This window comes from Anaerococcus ihuae (assembly GCF_928368155.1).
GTDB classification, from domain to species: Bacteria; Bacillota; Clostridia; order Tissierellales; family Peptoniphilaceae; genus Anaerococcus; species Anaerococcus ihuae.
On record NZ_CAKMRU010000002.1, the window covers coordinates 44,860 to 62,750 of the forward strand.

Annotated in this window: 17 protein-coding genes; 5 read left to right on the forward strand and 12 right to left on the reverse strand. The window is 29.8% G+C overall.

Annotation, left to right across the window (positions count from 1 at the left end; all coding sequences use genetic code 11):
- Positions 1-73: 73 nt before the first annotated feature.
- The 10 genes from arsA to L6653_RS05580 all read right to left on the reverse strand — a co-directional run bounded on the left by arsA (position 74) and on the right by L6653_RS05580 (position 10,633).
- Positions 74-1,816 (reverse strand): arsenical pump-driving ATPase, encoded by a 1,743-nt coding sequence (gene arsA / locus L6653_RS05535; protein WP_236785880.1) that lies wholly within the window; start codon positions 1,814-1,816, stop codon positions 74-76.
- A gap of 18 nt (positions 1,817-1,834) precedes the next feature.
- Complete coding sequence (gene arsD / locus L6653_RS05540) at positions 1,835-2,203, reverse strand: arsenite efflux transporter metallochaperone ArsD (RefSeq protein ID WP_236785881.1); 369 nt, start codon at positions 2,201-2,203, stop codon at positions 1,835-1,837.
- 86 nt (positions 2,204-2,289) lie between these two features.
- Positions 2,290-2,592, reverse strand: coding sequence for an ArsR/SmtB family transcription factor (locus L6653_RS05545; protein WP_070641445.1), 303 nt, complete (start codon positions 2,590-2,592; stop codon positions 2,290-2,292).
- Between the two features lie 109 nt (positions 2,593-2,701).
- Positions 2,702-5,113 (reverse strand): ATP-dependent Clp protease ATP-binding subunit, encoded by a 2,412-nt coding sequence (locus L6653_RS05550; RefSeq protein WP_236785882.1) that lies wholly within the window; start codon positions 5,111-5,113, stop codon positions 2,702-2,704.
- Positions 5,113-6,081 (reverse strand): ATP--guanido phosphotransferase, encoded by a 969-nt coding sequence (locus tag L6653_RS05555; RefSeq protein ID WP_236785883.1) that lies wholly within the window; start codon positions 6,079-6,081, stop codon positions 5,113-5,115. The genes L6653_RS05550 and L6653_RS05555 overlap by 1 nt, the downstream gene beginning before the upstream one ends.
- Positions 6,078-6,674: a UvrB/UvrC motif-containing protein gene (locus L6653_RS05560; protein WP_236785884.1), complete on the reverse strand. Its 597-nt coding sequence runs from the start codon at positions 6,672-6,674 to the stop codon at positions 6,078-6,080. Before L6653_RS05560 ends, L6653_RS05555 begins: the two co-directional genes overlap by 4 nt.
- A 2-nt stretch (positions 6,675-6,676) precedes the next feature.
- Positions 6,677-7,141: a CtsR family transcriptional regulator gene (locus tag L6653_RS05565; protein WP_058989674.1), complete on the reverse strand. Its 465-nt coding sequence runs from the start codon at positions 7,139-7,141 to the stop codon at positions 6,677-6,679.
- A gap of 176 nt (positions 7,142-7,317) precedes the next feature.
- Positions 7,318-8,004, reverse strand: coding sequence for a zinc metallopeptidase (locus L6653_RS05570; protein ID WP_236785885.1), 687 nt, complete (start codon positions 8,002-8,004; stop codon positions 7,318-7,320).
- Between the two features lie 586 nt (positions 8,005-8,590).
- Entirely contained in the window at positions 8,591-9,256 is a 666-nt protein-coding gene (locus L6653_RS05575) for a potassium channel family protein (RefSeq protein WP_236785886.1), read from the reverse strand.
- A gap of 9 nt (positions 9,257-9,265) precedes the next feature.
- Positions 9,266-10,633 (reverse strand): TrkH family potassium uptake protein, encoded by a 1,368-nt coding sequence (locus L6653_RS05580; protein ID WP_236785887.1) that lies wholly within the window; start codon positions 10,631-10,633, stop codon positions 9,266-9,268.
- Positions 10,634-10,802: 169 nt separating this feature from the next.
- On the opposite strand from L6653_RS05580, the gene L6653_RS05585 reads away from it, so the two are divergent.
- The 3 genes from L6653_RS05585 (at position 10,803) to L6653_RS05595 (ending at position 15,353) form a co-directional block, all read left to right on the forward strand.
- Positions 10,803-11,300 carry an LURP-one-related/scramblase family protein gene (locus L6653_RS05585; protein ID WP_236785888.1) on the forward strand — a complete coding sequence of 166 codons (498 nt, stop codon included), beginning with the start codon at positions 10,803-10,805 and terminating at the stop codon, positions 11,298-11,300.
- A gap of 183 nt (positions 11,301-11,483) precedes the next feature.
- Positions 11,484-14,159 carry a cation-translocating P-type ATPase gene (locus L6653_RS05590; protein ID WP_236785889.1) on the forward strand — a complete coding sequence of 892 codons (2,676 nt, stop codon included), beginning with the start codon at positions 11,484-11,486 and terminating at the stop codon, positions 14,157-14,159.
- Positions 14,160-15,065: 906 nt separating this feature from the next.
- A complete protein-coding gene (locus L6653_RS05595) occupies positions 15,066-15,353 on the forward strand; it encodes a hypothetical protein (RefSeq protein WP_236785890.1) in 288 nt (95 codons plus the stop codon).
- A gap of 33 nt (positions 15,354-15,386) precedes the next feature.
- On the opposite strand, the gene L6653_RS05600 is transcribed toward L6653_RS05595, so the two are convergent.
- Together L6653_RS05600 and L6653_RS05605 are read right to left on the reverse strand one after the other, a co-directional pair.
- On the reverse strand, positions 15,387-15,947 hold the full coding sequence (locus L6653_RS05600) for a chromate transporter (RefSeq protein WP_236785891.1): 561 nt from the start codon (positions 15,945-15,947) through the stop codon (positions 15,387-15,389).
- The gene (locus tag L6653_RS05605; protein ID WP_236785892.1) at positions 15,940-16,473 is read right to left on the reverse strand and encodes a chromate transporter; all 534 of its coding nucleotides are present in this window, start codon (positions 16,471-16,473) and stop codon (positions 15,940-15,942) included. Before L6653_RS05605 ends, L6653_RS05600 begins: the two co-directional genes overlap by 8 nt.
- Before the next feature lie 116 nt (positions 16,474-16,589).
- Between L6653_RS05605 and L6653_RS05610 the strand changes: the two genes are divergently transcribed.
- Together L6653_RS05610 and L6653_RS05615 are read left to right on the forward strand one after the other, a co-directional pair.
- Positions 16,590-17,129, forward strand: coding sequence for a GNAT family N-acetyltransferase (locus L6653_RS05610; RefSeq protein WP_236785893.1), 540 nt, complete (start codon positions 16,590-16,592; stop codon positions 17,127-17,129).
- A 16-nt stretch (positions 17,130-17,145) separates the two neighbouring features.
- The gene (locus tag L6653_RS05615) at positions 17,146-17,799 is read left to right on the forward strand and encodes an HAD family hydrolase (protein WP_236785894.1); all 654 of its coding nucleotides are present in this window, start codon (positions 17,146-17,148) and stop codon (positions 17,797-17,799) included.
- The last annotated feature ends 92 nt before the right edge of the window (positions 17,800-17,891 follow it).

Below are 17,891 nucleotides of genomic sequence, written 5' to 3' on the forward strand. Positions count from 1 at the left end.
AGCTTAAATAAATTTTTAAGCCTATTTTTATACTAAAATTTAGCTAATTTAAATCATTTTCCAAATCTTTTAACTACTTTATTAAATCTTCTAAGACATCTCCACTTAATTTTTTAGGATTCCAACCAATTATAGCTAAATTTTCCTTTGTATGGTCATTTAAATAATTAATCCATTTTACTTCTTCATTTGCTTTTGATTTTAGGATTTTATTTGTTGTGTTTGAAGCATATAATGAGGAATTTATAAGCCACCATTTGCTAAAAATCCCTGCTCTTTTTAAATCTTCTTCAAGTCTTAAAGCTTCATAAACTGGAGTTGGTTCTGCAAGTGTTACTATTATAACTTCTGTTTCTTTTTCATTTTTAAGTCTTGGCAAAAGTTTTTTAGTTGATTCTGGAATATCTCCATTTGAACGCATTATTTCTTGGTTATAACTTTGGGTTGATTCTAATAATAAAAGAGTGTGGCCGGTTGGAGCTGTATCAATTACAACTATTTCCTCCTCACTTTTTTCTACAATATCTGCAAAAGCTCTAAAAACTGCTATTTCTTGTGTGCATGGTGACCTTAAATCTTCTTCTATATAAGATAGATCATCATTTGACATAGTTTCTTTTGCCTTTTGTAAAACTTCCTTCCTATATTTTTCAAGCTCTAACTTTTCATCAATATGACTTACTGATAAATTTTCATTTTCTTTTATTGTATATTTTAAATGATCTGCTGGATCAGTTGTTGTAAGATGAACTTTCTTTCCTTTTTTTGAAAGTCCAAGAGCTATAGCCGCTGCCACAGTTGTCTTTCCTACTCCACCCTTTCCCATTGTGAATATAACTTTCTTATTATTTTTATACAAATCATCTATTATATCTTTTAATTTTTTATCAATTTTTATTTCTTTGTCAGAAGTTTTTCCTGTATAAGTATCTTCATCAAACAAGGCCCTAAGATTTGAAATTCCTGTTATATTATATCCTCTTAAAGGTATAAGATAATTTTGTAATTTTTTTAAATTTTCTGGCATTTTTTCTAGTGATTCTTTTTGTTTTTCATAATAAGCCTTGGATATTTGATCATCATATATAGTTAATAGGCCGTTTACCAATAATATTTGATTTTTAATACCTATATCTTTTAATTCCTTTGAAGCCCTATCAGCTTCTTTTAAAGGTCCATCTTCTGGTCTTGTTACAAGGATTAAACTTGTTTTATCTTTATCAGATAAAGTTTCTACAGCTTTTTTATACATATCTTTTTGACTTTCAAGACCTGATAGTTGTCCCAAACAAGATACACCTTGGGTATTATCTTCAATAAAATTATCCCAAGCTTGTGGAAGTTGTAACATTCTTAAAGTGTGGCCGGTTGGAGCTGTATCAAAAATAATAAAATCGTATTTATCTTCTGTTTCTTTATCAGTTATATATTTTGCAAATTCATTAAAAGCTGCAATTTCTACAGTACATGATCCTGATAATTCTTCTTCCATTTTATTTATTACACTATCTGGAAGTTTACCAATATAGGGAGATACTATACTTTTCTTATATTCATCTGCTGCCTTAATTGGGTCTAAATTTGCAACAAACAAACCTTCTACTTCTTCAATTTTTGTAATTTCATTATCTAATTTTTCCACAAAAATATCTTGGAGGTTTGAGGCCGGATCTGTGCTTACCAATAAAACCTTAGATCCCTTGTCACATAAATTAACAGCCGTAGCACAAGCGGTAGATGTTTTTCCAACTCCTCCCTTTCCTGTAAAAAATATATATTTTCCAAATTTTATTTTCTCGGGACTAAATTTTTCCATAAAATACCTTTCTAAAAGTTAGCAACAACATCCACTATCAGAAGAACATCCACAAGAACTTTCTTCTTCATTTTTTTCATCAAGTTTTATAGATAAAATTTCTTCAAATTCTTCATTTGAAGGATATGCTCCACTTTTTATTATTTCATCATCAACCATTGTAAGAGGAAGAATATCTTCTCCCTTTTCGTTTAAAATTTCATTTACTTTTTTATTTTCAACAAATTCTTGAGGGGCACTATTAAGATTAAATCTTTTTATATCTATTCCTTTTTTATCTAATTTTTCTACTAGGCTTGACATTCTTAAAAGCTCAGGGTCAACACTTACCCCACAAACTCCTGTTGAGCAACACATTGCTGGTTCATATATTCTTATTTTTTTCATGATTTTCTCCTTAAATTTTTTTTGAGGAAAGTTTAATGTAAATATATATAGATATATTTGAATGTTTCTATGTATTAGGCAAAAAATTATTTTTTGCAGATACAATCTAGGCTGGATTCAAATATTTTTCCCAATAAATTATAAAGTTCATCTAGGCTTTCTTTGTTTACAATATAAAATACATTTTTACCTTCCTTGCGACTTTTTATTATATTCGCATCTTCAAGTTTTTTCATATCACTTGATAAGGTGGGTTGGCTTATATCAAATTTTTCTAGTATTTCACAAGCACAAAGCTCCTCACATGATAGCATATCTACAATCTCAAGTCTTTTGGGATCACTTAGAACTTTTAATTTTTTAGAAATATTTATATACTTATTATCCATTTCTCTCCTCCTAAAATTTATTCTACCACACATATAGAAATTTTTCTATATGTTTTTTTGTTCCATTAAAAAAACTGCTGTAAATTTTTACAGCAGCTTATTTATATTTTTAAGAAACAGGTATTTCTTCTTTTATTTTTTCTTTTTTGTTGGCAAAATTTATTTTTCCTTCTTTTACTGTAAGGTTAATTTTCATATCTTTTGATAATTTTCCTTCCAATATTTCTTCTGCCAATTGGTTGTCGATTTTATTTGTGATATGACGTTCAAGTGGTCTTGCTCCGTATTCTTTTGAAAATCCGCCTTCTGAAAGTAAATCTACAACTCTCTTGTTGTAATTTATTTCTATTCCAAGATTTTTTAATCTTTCTTTTGTTTCTTCAAGTAAAATTTTTGTAATTTCTTTGATGGCGTTCTTATCAAGTGAGTTGAACATTATTATATCGTCAAGCCTATTTAAAAATTCTGGAGCAAAGGCGTTTTTTATTGCCTTATTTATTATTTCCTTATTTGAATCATCAATTTCTTTTTCCACATCTCCAGTTCCAAATCCAATTTTTGGGTTTTGATTTAAAGATGATACTCCAACATTACTGGTCATAATGATTATTGTATTTTTAAAATCTACAGTTCTTCCTTGACCGTCTGTCAAACGTCCATCATCAAGAATTTGTAAAAGTAAATTAAAAATATCTGGGTGGGCTTTTTCAATTTCGTCAAATAAAATTACAGAATATGGGTGTTTTCTTACAGCTTCTGTAAGTTGGCCCCCTTCTTCGTAACCAACATATCCTGGAGGAGATCCAACAAGTCTTGACACGGCGAATTTTTCCATATATTCACTCATATCCATTCTGATTAGATTATCCATATCTCCAAATAAATTTTTTGCCAAAGATTTTGCAAGATATGTTTTTCCAACTCCTGTTGGCCCTACAAAAATAAATGAACCTATTGGTTTTTTTGGATCTTTTAAGCCGACTCTTGCTCTTTTTATGGCATGAGAAACTTTATCAATCGCCTTATCTTGACCTATAACTTCTTTTTTAAGGTCAATATCAAGGTCCATATATCTTTGTTTTTCATCTTCTGTTAATTTTGTTATTGGAACTTTTGACCAAGATGAAACAATTTTTGCAACTTCATCAAATGAAATTTTTAAATCTAATTTCGTTTGGTCTTTTTCTTTTTCAAGTTTTTCACGTGCTTCGTTTATTTGATCTCTTAGACTTGCTGCTTTTTCAAAATTTTGCTCATTTATAGCTATATTTTTTTCTTCAATTAGCCCATCTAAAATTTCTTTATTTGAAACTTGGTCCTTGTTTTCCTTGTAATTTTTGATTCTTTCTTTTGAACAAGCCTCATCAATTACATCAATCGCCTTGTCCGGCAAAAACCTGTCTTGGATATATCTTTGTGATAAATCTACTGCAGCTTTTATTGCATCACCTGTAATTTCCACCTTGTGGTGGTCTTCGTATTTGTCCTTTAATCCTTCAATGATTTTTATAGTGTCATATTTATTTGGCTCTTCAACATGGACTGGTTGCATTCTTCTGGTTAAAGCTTGATCTTTTTCTACGTGTTTTCTATATTCATCGATTGTTGTAGCACCAATAATTTGGATATCACCCTTGGCAAGAATTGGTTTTAAAATATTTGCCGCATCCATAGATCCTTCGCTTGCTCCAGCTCCCAAAACCATGTGAAATTCGTCGATAAATAAAACTACATCGTCTCTGTCTTCAAGCTCTTCAAATAATTTCTTTAATCTTTCCTCAAAATCTCCACGGTATTTTGTTCCTGCAATCATACTTGCAAGGTCAAGAGATACAATAGTTTTTTCCTTCATAACAAAAGGAACTTTTCCATCAACAATTCTTTGGGCAAGTCCTTCGATTATTGCAGTTTTCCCAACTCCTGGATCTCCAATCAAAATCGGATTGTTTTTTGTTCTTCTTAAAAGAATTTGAATAACTCTTTCAACTTCATCTTCCCTTCCAATAACTGGGTCAATTTTTCCCTTTTCTGCCAATTCATTTAGATTTTTGGCAAATTTTTTAAGATTTTCACCCAAACTATTAGAAGAATTTGAAGATTTTTCTTCATTTTGCAAACGAATCAAATTATCTCTGATAATTTTTTTATCAAGACCTGACAACATAAACATTAAATTTGTAAACGAATCATCATCATTTAAAATTGCAAGAAGAACATCTTCCTCGCTTGCAGAAACTTTTTTTCTTTTTTGGGCAAAAAGTCTTGCCCTATCAAAAATTTGTCTTACTTTATTAGAATATTCTTTTGCTGGCCTTACTGCAGATCCCTTGCCAATATTATTTATTACAATTGATCTTAAAAGTTCGTAATTTGCACCGGCTTCTTCCAAAGCCTTTGTCGCAAGAGAACCAGTTTTCATAAGGGCCAAAAGCAAATGTTCTACACCTATATAATCATGGCTAAGAGAATATGATTCTCTTCTGGCAAGGCCAGTTAGCCTATTTAATTTATTGTTTTCCATTATCTAGCCTCCATATATGAATTTAAAAATTCATATCTTTCACTGTCACGGTTTCCCTTGTACTTATATTTTGAAATATTAAAAATTAAATAATCAATTTCTTGATTTGATAATTTTGTTTTAAAACCCAAAACATTATATTTTTTTAAATCATAAAGACAATTTACCATGCTAGTTAGGGTCTTTAAATTCTTACTTTCCAAATTATCTTCCAAAATTTTTATAGAATCTTTTATATCTTCATCAGTTAATCCATTTAAAGATTGGAAATCTCTCCTAAACCTTCTCTCATTTCTAATAATTATATCGAGATTATTTTCAAAATCTTCCAAATACTCATCCATTTTCTCCCTATAATTTCCGAAATTTTTCAAAATATAAATATCGTAATCATAGGATTTAAAATATTCTGGAACAAATCTTGCAAGAAAAATTCCCTCGTGGGCAAGACTTGATTTTAAAGTTAAAAAGGCTTGGGTGTTATCCAAAAGCCCAAATAAAAATAATTTCAGCCTTATCTCAACCCCATTTCCAGAATTTCTTCCAAAACTTGTCAAATATCCATATTGGGGAGAAAAGGAAAAATCAAATTTTTCATCCAATTCTTTTTCAATTTCCATAGCCTTTTCATAGGCAAGTTTTAAATCCTCACCAAAATTTGAAACATTTATAGAAATATGGTCGCTGTCATTTATAACCAAAATATAATCATCCTTAAAAACAATGCCAATCACAGCTTCCTTGTTTTTAGAATCAGGAGAAATTATCCCAGCATTTATGAGTTTATTTAGGGTATTTTCATCTATCTCATCAAGAAGTATAAGCTCATTTCCATAGATTCCCCTAAATTTTTCAATAATTTCTAGAGAATCTTTTTCCGAAAGAGTAACAGGAAAATTGTAATCTTCAATATTTCTTTTCAAAGATAAGTTATTTTCAAGTATTATGTCCTTGTAATAATCTATCAATTTCTCACCTTCATATTTAATTCATCTATTTTTTCTTTAAGATCTTGAGCCTTCTCAAAATCTTCAACTTCAACTGATTTTTGTAATTCTTCTTGCAAGTTTTTAATTTTTATTGCCACTTCCCTGAAATCTCTGTGTTTTCTTGGGAATTTTCCATCATATTTTTTCAAATTATTTACGGCCTTTAAAATTTCACCCGTAAGTTTTTTGTCAATTTCATAGCAATTAGGACAACCAAAAACTCCACTTTTTATATTTGTAAAAGAATTTCCACACTTTGGACAAGCTTCTTCTTTTAATGATGAAAAATAATCATAGGAAAAATTGTTTTTTGAAATTTTATAATCATAATAAGAATCAATGATTTGATCAAGACTTGGGACAAATTTATCAACCAAGCTCTTCCAATCAAAATCATTTATATCAAGATTTTTAAAATTTCCATCTTTAAAATCTTCATCCAAAAGAAGATTTGGATCTCCTTTTGATAGTTTTTCCATACATTCATTACACAAGTGGAAATCATGTTCTGTGCCATTTATAATTGCTTTTACGGTTACATTTGCCTCGTTATCGCATCTATCGCACTTCATATTTAACTCCTTATTAGAAAGCTTAGTAAAATATTTTTTACTATATCATGCCTTACTAAATTTCTCTTATTTTTTTCTACATTCATAAGGGACTTGTCAAGGATAGCATAAACTGCAATTCCCAATTCGTTTTCGTCCATATAACCCTTGTTAAAAAGTTCTGTAAAAAAACTTTTTGCCCTTTCTTCTGTCAATTCTTTATCTAAATTTTTAATAATATATTTTATATAATCATCTTCATCTTCAACTATAGTAATAATTCTTATAAAACCGTTGCCGCCTCTCTTGCTTTCTATAAGATATCCATTGTAAGGGGTAAATCTTGTTGAAAGCACATAATTAATTTGGCTAGGTGAACACTCAAATCTTGTTGCCAAATCATTTCTTCCGATTTCAACAAAACCATCTTGAGTATCTTCCAAAAGAGTTTTTAAGAATTTTTCTATATCAGACGTTAGTCCCGCCATAGATTTACCTCAATTTCTTTGACTTTCTCTGACCTTTCAAATAATAAATAAAGATTCCTATGAATCTTATTTTTATTGTACACTAAAATAGTAGAGATTCAAGAAGTATAAAAATTTGTGAAAAAAAGAAAAAGGCCTTTTATTTTAAATTCAAAATAAAAAGCCTAAATAATTTTTTAATCATCTCTTCTATTTCCAAACAAAATCCAAAGTCTTAAAAATTGAAGGGCAGTTGATAGGGTTGCTGCAACATAAGTTAAAGCTGCAGATTTTAGCATATCTTTTGCATAATCATTTTCAACTCCAACAAGCATGCCCGATTCATCCAAAACTTTCAAAGCCCTTCTTGATGCGTCAAATTCTACAGGAAGAGTTATGATTTGAAAAATTAAGACAAAAGAAAATAAAAATATTCCAATGCTAACTAATTTTCCTATAGAAAGAAAAATTCCCAACAAAATCATAGGAAAAGATAATTTTGATCCAAGATTTACAGCTGGAACTATATAAGATTTTATTTTTAAAGGAATATAGCCTTCCTTAAATTGGATAACGTGACCGCACTCGTGAGCTGCAACCGCAAGAGATGCAATAGAAGTATCAGTCATAGAAGTTTCTGATAAGGCAATTTCCTTGTTGACTGGATTAAAATAATCAGACAAAGACCCCCTAACCTTTTTAATGGAAATATCATTATAAGAATTTGTAGACAAAATATATCTAGCAGCATCAAAACCTGTTATAGATTTTTGAGTTTTAATTTTTTTATACTTATCAAATTTTCTTTGAATATTAGCTTGAGCCAGACTACTGATAAGAAGCCCAATCAAAACTAAAATGTAAGTTCTGTCGTAATAAAACATAATTTTCTCCTTTTATTTTTTTCAATATACTACAGGGATTTTTTATTTCAATTTGCAAAAATAAAATACAAGGAAATTAGAAAATTAAAATATAAAAATAATAAAAGAGATCTCTCGACAAAGCTCGAGATGGATAATTATTGTACTTATGTATTGGCTAAAGTATAGATTAAATTTTGAGAAATTTTAAAACTATTATTATATATAAACTCAAACGAAGAAGTTCCCATCTCGACCGAAGTGGAGAGATCTCATTGGTTTGGTTTATTTATGTATTTTGTAAATTAATGGATAAAGTTAATAAAAGAGATCTCTTGATTTTTTTGCAAAAACTCAAATAAAATCCTTGAAAAATTTTTGGCAAAATAAAAAGACCCTTTTGGGTCTTTTTATAATATAGAAAAGAATAAGTTAGTCCTAGTTTTCTATAGGGAAAACTATAAGGAATTAATAATGAAAAACCTAGCTATTTACTAGCTAATATTATTATAACACGATTTTATAAAAATGCAAACTTTTTTTCGTGAACTTTATATCCTTATAATTTCAATGTTATAGAATAAATTTTCGTTTTCCTAAAATTATTTTATTTGTATTTGTCTACTTCTTTTTGAAGTTTTTCTGCATGCTCGCTGTCACCCAATAAAACTAGGGTATCATCTTTTTTTATTTTCCAACTTGCATCTGGATTTATTACCATTTCTCCTTCTCTTTTGTAAGCTATAACCATCATTCTATATTTTTTTCTAAAATCTATTTCTGCCAAAGTTTTTCCAACAATGTCATCAAAAGCTTTTAGTTCTAGCATAGAATAATCGTCTGAAAAATGGAAAAATTGAAGGAGATTTGATCCTGCTATGCTTCTTGCAAGTTTTTCTCCCATATCAATTTCTGGGAAAATTATTTGGTCTGCTCCAATTTTTTTCAAAATTCTTGCGTGATTTTTTGATGTAGCCTTGGCAATAATTTTTTCTACATTGTGGTCTTTTGCAAAAAGTGTTGCTGCCATTGAAGCCTCAAGACTTTCTCCTGTTGCAATTACTGCTACATCAAAATTTCCCATTCCCAACTCTTCAAGGGCCTTGTCATTTGAAATGTCACATTGAACAGCACTTGTGACCTTGTCAGAAATATTTTGAACTAGATCATAATCCTTGTCTACTGCCATAACTTCCAAGCCGTCTTCAAAAAGTTTTGTTGCAACTCTTTCTCCAAATCTTCCTAGTCCTAAAACTATTACATTTTTATCCATTTTTTTCTCCTAACCTATACTAATATTTGCTTCTGGATATCTAATATATTTTGTTGATGACTTAAGTCCAATCGAATAAGCCATAGTCATTGGGCCAATTCTTCCCAAATACATACTTAAAGTTATCATAATTTTTCCAAGATTTGAAAAATCTCCGGTAATTCCCCTGCTTGCTCCAACTGTACCAAAGGCTGATGCCACCTCATAAGCAATGTCCAATACTTTGAAATTTTCGCTCAATGATAAAATAAAAATAACTAAAAATATTAGTGTTAAATAAACCATTATAATTGCAAGAGCTTTTCTGATTGTCTTTGAGTCAATATGTTTATTAAAAATTGTAACTTCATCTTCTTCTTTAAAAATTGAAATTGTTGATAAAACCAAAACTCCAAATGTTGTTGTTTTTAATCCTCCGGCTGTTGAACCAGGAGAGCCTCCTATAACCATCAAAACTATCAAAAGCAAAACGCTGGTATCATGCATTTGATTTAATTTTACAGAATAAAATCCTGCAGTTCTAGCAGAAACTGATTGGAAAGCTGATTGCATTATAGAATTTTTAATTCCTTCTTGGTACAAAACTCCACCGACTTGCCTTTCAATTAAATAAAAAGCAAGAGTTCCAATTACAATTAAAAAAGCACTAATTATCAAAACTAATTTGGCGTGAGTAGATAATTTTTTGAAAGATCTTTTCCTAAAAAGTTCTGCTGTAACCATAAAACCAAGTCCACCAATTACCACAAGACTCATCAAAGTTATATTTATCAAATTATCATTTCTGTATGGATAAATTGAATCTCCCAAAAGATCAAATCCAGCATTACAAAATGCAGAAATCGAATGGAAAATTGAATACCACCAGCCCTTTGCCATGCCAAAAATTGGAACAAAACGAAGGGATAATAAAAATGCTCCCAAAAATTCCACCAAAAATGTAAAAACCAAGACATATTTGAATAATTTCATGATTCCTTGGAGGGTGTCAATATTTAATTGTTCTTTTAAAATTTGCCTTGATTTTAAACCGATTTTTTTTCTCAAAAGTAAAGGAAAAAGTGTAGCCAGGGTCATTACACCCAGTCCCCCGATTTGAATTAAAAATAAAATCAAAAGATGACCGTAAGAATTCCAATGCTCTGCTGTGTTAACGGTTGTAAGTCCTGTTACGCAAGATGCTGATGCCGCTACAAAAATTGAATCAATTAAATTTGTAGGCTCTCCACTTCTTGTAAAAATTGGCAAAGATAAAATACATCCACCTGTTAGTATTAAAATCGCAAAACCCAAGGTCAAATACAAGGGTGGATTTGATGTAATCTTGTCCGATAAATTTTCCCAAAAATTTTCTTTATGTTTTCTAATATTTCTCATTTTCTTTCCTTATATAAAACCAATAAATTTAAAGCCTATTTTAAAGGCATATCTCATCTAATTTTATACCCTAAATTATAAATGTCAACACAAAGACAAAAGACTTTACAAATAATTTATTTTTAAATATTTTTTTGGGTATAAATTTATCAAAGAAACGGAGTTTTTTATGAAAAAATATTATTTTAAAGAAAAATTTTTTAAACTTACAGATAAGTATCCGATTTTGGATGAAAATGGAAATGAAGTTTATTTTTTTGACCAAGATTTTAAATTTGTAGGCTACAAGGCAAAATTAAAAGATATGGAAGGAAATGTTTTGTTTGATATTTCCAAAAAAGTACTTTCTTTTCTCCAAACTTATTATGTGGATTTTTATGATGGAAGTCATATGGAAATAAATCAGAAATTATCTTTTTTGAAAAGAAAAGTCAATGCTTTTTACGAAGGAAAAGAATTAAATTTAAGGGGCAATTATATCGATCATGATTTTGAAGTTTATTTTAAAAATAATTTGATTGCCGAAATGAACAAGAAATTTTTTGCTTTTACAGACCAATATGAGCTTACAGTTTATGATGAAGATTTCACTTTGCTTTTGATTGCTCTTTGCCTTTGTATAAATGAAATGAAAAATAGGGATGATGCTGCTGCATCTAGCAATTAAGATTGATTTTTCTTCTATTTGATATATAATTATATCAACAAGAGGGAGTAGCTTAATTATTCAATCGTCATTACGGTTTAACCCGGTTGAATAAACCATCTGGTAGCAAGACTTTTGGCGATTTGCCAGAAGTCTTTTCTTTTTGTAAAGAAAAAATTAAAATAAAAATTTAAGGAGGTAGGAATGGACTATTTAGGTCAAAAAAATGAAATTGTAAAAAAACTTGACTCTGATAGTGCGAGAGGCTTGTCAAAAGATCTTGCAGCTAAACGTCTTGAAGAAAACGGCCCAAATAAAATCGAATCCAAGAAGAAAAAATCTCTTGGCAAAAAAATCGCTGAACAAATTATTGACCCAATGGTAATTTTGTTGATAGTCGCATCAATCGTATCAGCTTTTACGGGTGATAAAATCGAGTGTGCTATTATTATTGCTATTGTTATTATCAATGCAATTATGTCAATTATTCAAGAAGGAAGGGCTGAGGATTCTGTTGAGGCCTTGCAAAAAATGTCATCACCAGAGGCAAGTGTCATTCGTGATGGTAAAAAAATAAAAGTTAAGGCAGAAGAATTAGTTGTTGGAGATATTGTTGTAATCGAAACTGGAGATATCGTTCCAGCTGATATGCGTTTATTAGAATCATCAAATTTAAAAATCGATGAATCTTCTCTTACAGGAGAATCTGTAGCTGCAGAAAAAAATTCTGAAGCAGTTTATGACAGCGAAGTTGGAATTGGTGATAGGGAAAATTTCGCTTTCTCATCAACAATTGTAACTTATGGTCATGGAAAAGGAATTGTAACTCAAACTGGATCTGATTCAGAAATGGGAAAAATCGCATCAAGTCTTCACCAAGTTGAAGATAAGGATACGCCTTTACAAAAACAATTAAACAAATTATCAAAACTTTTGGCAATTCTTGTAGTTGTTGTTTGTATAATTGTATTTATTGTTGGATATTTTAGAACTGGGGATTCCTTATTAGATAATTTAATGGTTGCAGTTTCTCTTGCAGTTGCAGCAATTCCTGAAGGACTTACTGCGGTTGTAACAATTGTTTTATCAATTGGAATGAACAGAATGGCTGATAGAAAAGCCATTGTAAAATCCCTAGTTTCTGTAGAAACTCTTGGAGCTACAACAGCAATTTGTTCAGATAAAACTGGAACCTTAACTCAAAATGAGATGACCATTACAAAAATTTGGACAAATGAAAAAGAATACGAAGTTGAAGGAAGCGGATACGAACCAAAAGGTCAAATAAAATTTGACGATAAAAAGATAGAAGAAGAAGAAAATATTAATCTTCTAATGAAAATTTCAACTTTGTGTAATGACGCCGACCTAACTCGTGAAGGTGACCAATATAAAATCATAGGCGACCCAACAGAAGGAGCCATGCTTACATTTTCTGAAAAATGGGGAATTGTTCAAGAAGATTTGAAAGAAAAACACCCAAGAATCGAAGAAATTCCATTTGATTCTGACAGAAAAATGATGACAACCTTCCACAATATTGAAGAAAATTATAAGGCAATGACAAAGGGAGCTCCAGATATAATAATTTCAAATTCTTCAAAAATTTTATTAAATGGGGAAATTGTAGATTTTACGGAAGATTTAAAGAAAAAGGCAATGGATGAAAATAAAAATCTTGCCAAACAAGCTCTTCGTGTAATGGCTTACGCCTTTAGAGAATTTGATTCAATAAAAAATGAAGATTTAACAAGCGAAAATATAGAAAGAGAAATGGTATTTGTAGGTCTTACTGGAATGATAGATCCACCAAGACCAGAAGCAAAAAAGGCAGTTGCAGAATGTCACTCATCAGGAATTGATGTTGTAATGATTACTGGAGATTATCTAGAAACAGCCTTCGCAATAGCAAGAGATTTGGGAATTGCAGATTCCAAAGACCAAGCAATTGAAGGAAAAGAATTAAATAATATGAGTGATGAAGAAATCAGAAAAATCGCCAAAGAAAAAAGAGTTTTCGCAAGAGTATCTCCACAAAATAAGGTACAACTTGTAAATGCCCTCCAAGAAAACGGCGAAATAGTTGCCATGACAGGAGACGGAGTAAACGATGCTCCAGCAATTAAAAATGCTGACATAGGAATTTCTATGGGAATTACAGGAACTGACGTTGCAAAAGATACAGCAAATATGATTTTGGTTGACGATAATTTCGCTACAATTGTAAATGCCGTCGAAGAAGGAAGAATTATTTTTTCAAATATTAGAAAATTTGTTTCATTCCTACTTTCATGTAACATTGCAGAAGTTTTGATTGTATTTTTATCAATTTTATTTGGACTTCCTTCTCCACTTACACCAATCCAATTACTCTGGTTAAACCTAGTAACAGATGCTTTCCCAGCCCTTGCCCTTGGAGTTGAACCAGGAGAAAAAGATATAATGCAAAGAGAACCAAGAGATCCAAAAGAATCAATAATTTCTGGAGATTTGAGAAATTCATTAATTGTCCAATCTCTAGCAATTACATTTTCAGTTTTGATGTCTTATATAATCGGATTAAAATTAATCTTCCCAGGAAACATAGAAGGAGCTCACACAATGGTTTTTGCAACCTTAATTACAAGCGAGCTTTTGAGAGCATTTTCTGTAAGAAGTACAAAATATACCCTAAAAGAATTGGGAATTGGATCAAACAAACAATTAATAAAAGCAAATCTCTTATCATTCGCCCTACTTTTAATAGTAATGTATGTAGGACCTTTAAGATATTTATTTGAATTAGAATTAATAACCTGGCAATGGATAATAATTCTAGTCCTCGCCTTTATCCCATTAATTTTAGGAGAAGTTCACAAAATTAGTGCGAGAAAAAAATAATATTTTTTCAAAGAAGCAAGGATTTTAATTCTTGCTTTTTTTTGATTAATTAGTATAATGTAAGTGACAAAAAGTTATGACAACATAATGATAATCACAAAAAAGCAGGAGGGCCAACTCCTGCTTTTTTATTTTGGGCTACTTATCGTTAAAATATCTATCTAGCCACTTGCAGGTAAAATGACAAATTATTCCTGCCAAAATAGATATTATTAAAGTTATGACATAATCTATGATAATCACCCCCTAACTGTTACCAGTATAGGTTAACGATAACAAAAATATTATATCACAATTTAAATTTCACAGTTTACGAGTTGAATTTATTTTGAAAATATTCTATTGCTTTTTCCTTGTATTTTAGTATAATGAAATTACTAAGAGATATGAAAATATACAACCAATCAAAAAAAGCAGGAGCGGCAACTCCTGCTTTTTTTGCCTAATTATCGTCAATATATCTATCTAAAAATTTGCAAATATAGTGGCAAATTATACCTGCTAAGATAGAAAATACTAGAGATATGAACAAACCAATCACCCCCTAACTGTTACCAGTTTAGGTTGACGATAACAAAAATATTATATCATAATTTTTATTTCTAAGTTTTATCTTTAAAAAAATATTATTGATTTTTTATATCTAATGAGTATAGTATTTTTGAGTAAAAGAATATAGATTCATGGAATCAAAAAAAGCAGGAGAGGCAACTCCTGCTTTTTTTAGGCTAGTTATCATTTTTATAATATCTATCTAACCATTTGCTGATGCAATGAGTAGTTACGCCAGCCAAAATAGATATTAGAAAAGAATATAAACATTTCATGGAATCCCTCCCTTCTGTTATCAGAATGGGAATGATAACACAATAATTATATCAAATTTAAAAATTTAGAGGTATATTTATGAGAAAAAAAGAAAAACAAAAGTATTTTATGGAAAAAATTCACCAAATTTACAATGATAAAAATTTAAAATTAAGCAAATCTTGTAGAAAAGAAATTTTAGACCAATATAAAGACTTGTCAAATAATAAGACAAATATAAACTATGCCTCATATAAGCTCTATCCACATTTAAGAGATGCCCTTTATGACAATAAGGACTCCAAACTTTTAGGTGATTTTATGAAAATAATTTTAAAATACAGGTGGAAGGCATATTTTGCAATGATTTTACCTACAAAATTTTAATTTCAAAAAAGCAGGAGTATAAATTCCTGCTTTTTACAATTTAAAAACAATCCCAAACAAAGCCCCCATTCCTATTATTAATAGTGGATGGATTTTTTTGTATTTTCTTAATAAAAATAAAAATCCTAGGAACAAAACAAGTTGGATTAATTGAAATAAATCTAGAAAATTTCCTGTTTTTTCATATAATTTTACATTAAATAAGGAAATTACCATAACATTTAACATGGCTCCCAAAATAAGTCCTGCCGTTGATGGTCTTATAAATTCAAAGGCGTTTTTTACAGTAAGAGATGTTTTAAATTTATCCAAAGATTTAGCTATTATTAAAATTATTATTATTGCAGGACTTATTAAAGAAATACTTGCAAGGATTGCCCCTGTGATTCCATAGGCCTTGTATCCTGCAAAACTTGCTGCATTTATCCCTATTGCTCCGGGTGTCGATTCTGAAACTGCAATCATATCCAACAATTCTTCGCTTGTAAACCAATCATAATTTTCTGCCATTTTTTGTAAGAAAGGAAAAGTTGCCATTCCTCCCCCAATTGCAAAAAGTCCTGTCTTAAAAAATTCCCACATCAATCTAAGCATATTTTCCTCCAAAAAGAATTCCAAAAATTCCACAAGCTATAACAATAATTATTGGTGAAATGGAAAATATTCCAATGGCAAGAAAAGTCAATAAAAATATCAAAATTTTCACCTTACTATCAGCAGTTTTTTTGACCATATTTATTACAGTATTTAAAACTAAAGCTGAAACTGCAATTCTAATTCCAGCAAAAGCGTGTTGGATTATTAATAAATGGGAAAATTCTTTTAAAAAATTTGCAATAATTGTGATTATTATTATTGATGGAGTAATAAAACCCAATGATGCAATTATTCCTCCCAAATTTCCCTTTCTTTTTCTACCACAAAATGTGGAAGTATTTACAGCAATAATTCCTGGAGTTGTTTGACCAATTGCATAATAATCTAGGATTTCTTCTTGACTAATCCATTTTCTTTTATCTACCAACTCTCTTTCCAAAAGCGGAAGCATGGCATAGCCTCCCCCAAAGGTAAAGGCTCCTATTTTAAAAAAAGTTAAATAAAGTTCTAGTAATATTTTCATTTTAAATTTCTCCTTTTTCTTATTATAGCACAAGGGTTAGATTGGCTAAATCACTTGATTTTAAGCTTTTTTGAAGTATGATTGTCTAATATGACTGATAAAATGAAAGGAAATTTATGAATTTAACTTTATCCAATTCTTACATTAATTATTTAGATGAAATTAAAAATTTATATATAGAAGCTTTTCCAAAAGCCGAAAGAAAACCAATGGACCAAATAATTAAAGTTTGCGAAAATGGTTTTGGAAGAATTATTCCAATTTTACTTGACGATGAATTTGTTGGAATGTTTATAACTTTGGATTCTAATAATGACGATACACTTTTAATTGATTATTTTGCTATAAAAAATGATTATAGGGGTCTAAGTCTCGGCTCAAAATCCATAGAACTTTTAAACAAAATGGAAAACAAAACCATAATTATTGAAATCGAACCTTGTCACAAAGATGCCGAAAATTTAATCCAAAGAAAAAAGAGAAAAAAATTTTACAAAAATCTTGGTTTTAGGCAAACTGATATAAATATTTCTTGGTTTGGAGTTGACCTTGAATTAATGAGCCTTAATAAAACCATAAATTTTGATCATTATATGACTTTATTAACTTCAATTTTCCCAAAATCATATATTGAAGAAAATATTAAACTTGCTTAAATTTTAAGGAGGATTTATGAAATTATTATTTGATTGTGATGGAACGATTCTTGATTCTATGCATATTTGGCTTGAACCCGTTGATAGGCTTTTAAAAGAATATAATTATAATTTGACAACTGAAGAAAAAGGACATTTTGAAGCTCTTCCCTTTAACGATACTATAAAATGGTTAAAGGAAAATGTCTGTACCGACAAAAGTGAAGAGGAAGTCTATAATTATTTTTCAAAAACAATAGAAGATGCCTACAAAAATCACCTTCTTCCAAAAGACGGAGCTGTAGAAGTTTTAAAAAATTTGAAAAACGAAGGCTATGACATGTGTATTTGCTCATCAACTGACAAATTTCATTTGGTAAATGCGCTTACAAGACTTGAATTGATAGATTTATTTGATTTTATTCTCACTCCAGATAAATTTCCCTACAAAAAAAGCGACAGGGAATATTGGCAAAAAGCACTCGATTATTACAAAATAGATGGCAAAGACGCCGTTTTATTTGACGATGCCCTCTATGCCATAAAAGCTTCCAAAAAACTCGGCATAAAAACCGTAGGCATAAAAGACTTTCCACATAATAAAAATGAATGGGAAGAAATAAAAAAAGAAGCAGACATGGTAATTGATAATATAAAAGACATAGATATGGAAAAAATTAAAAATCTATAAAATAAAACCACCAAATGAACTGACCCCCCAAAAGTTGGACTTAAAAACCAACTTAAGGAGGTCAGTAAGGTGACCCCATAAAGTTGGACCTA

Excerpts from the sequence above, each read along its gene's own strand:
- L6653_RS05605 (WP_236785892.1), bottom strand. The coding sequence starts at position 16,473 with ATGAAAATATTACTAGAACTTTATTTAACTTTTTTTAAAATAGGAGCC.
- L6653_RS05600 (WP_236785891.1), bottom strand. The coding sequence starts at position 15,947 with ATGCTTAGATTGATGTGGGAATTTTTTAAGACAGGACTTTTTGCAATT.
- L6653_RS05545 (WP_070641445.1), bottom strand. The coding sequence starts at position 2,592 with ATGGATAATAAGTATATAAATATTTCTAAAAAATTAAAAGTTCTAAGT.
- L6653_RS05560 (WP_236785884.1), bottom strand. The coding sequence starts at position 6,674 with ATGAAGTGCGATAGATGCGATAACGAGGCAAATGTAACCGTAAAAGCA.
- arsA (WP_236785880.1), bottom strand. The coding sequence starts at position 1,816 with ATGGAAAAATTTAGTCCCGAGAAAATAAAATTTGGAAAATATATATTT.
- L6653_RS05590 (WP_236785889.1), top strand. The coding sequence starts at position 11,484 with ATGGACTATTTAGGTCAAAAAAATGAAATTGTAAAAAAACTTGACTCT.
- L6653_RS05565 (WP_058989674.1), bottom strand. The coding sequence starts at position 7,141 with ATGGCGGGACTAACGTCTGATATAGAAAAATTCTTAAAAACTCTTTTG.
- L6653_RS05585 (WP_236785888.1), top strand. The coding sequence starts at position 10,803 with ATGAAAAAATATTATTTTAAAGAAAAATTTTTTAAACTTACAGATAAG.
- L6653_RS05575 (WP_236785886.1), bottom strand. The coding sequence starts at position 9,256 with ATGGATAAAAATGTAATAGTTTTAGGACTAGGAAGATTTGGAGAAAGA.
- L6653_RS05580 (WP_236785887.1), bottom strand. The coding sequence starts at position 10,633 with ATGAGAAATATTAGAAAACATAAAGAAAATTTTTGGGAAAATTTATCG.
- L6653_RS05615 (WP_236785894.1), top strand. The coding sequence starts at position 17,146 with ATGAAATTATTATTTGATTGTGATGGAACGATTCTTGATTCTATGCAT.
- L6653_RS05550 (WP_236785882.1), bottom strand. The coding sequence starts at position 5,113 with ATGGAAAACAATAAATTAAATAGGCTAACTGGCCTTGCCAGAAGAGAA.
- L6653_RS05570 (WP_236785885.1), bottom strand. The coding sequence starts at position 8,004 with ATGTTTTATTACGACAGAACTTACATTTTAGTTTTGATTGGGCTTCTT.
- L6653_RS05595 (WP_236785890.1), top strand. The coding sequence starts at position 15,066 with ATGAGAAAAAAAGAAAAACAAAAGTATTTTATGGAAAAAATTCACCAA.
- L6653_RS05610 (WP_236785893.1), top strand. The coding sequence starts at position 16,590 with ATGAATTTAACTTTATCCAATTCTTACATTAATTATTTAGATGAAATT.
- arsD (WP_236785881.1), bottom strand. The coding sequence starts at position 2,203 with ATGAAAAAAATAAGAATATATGAACCAGCAATGTGTTGCTCAACAGGA.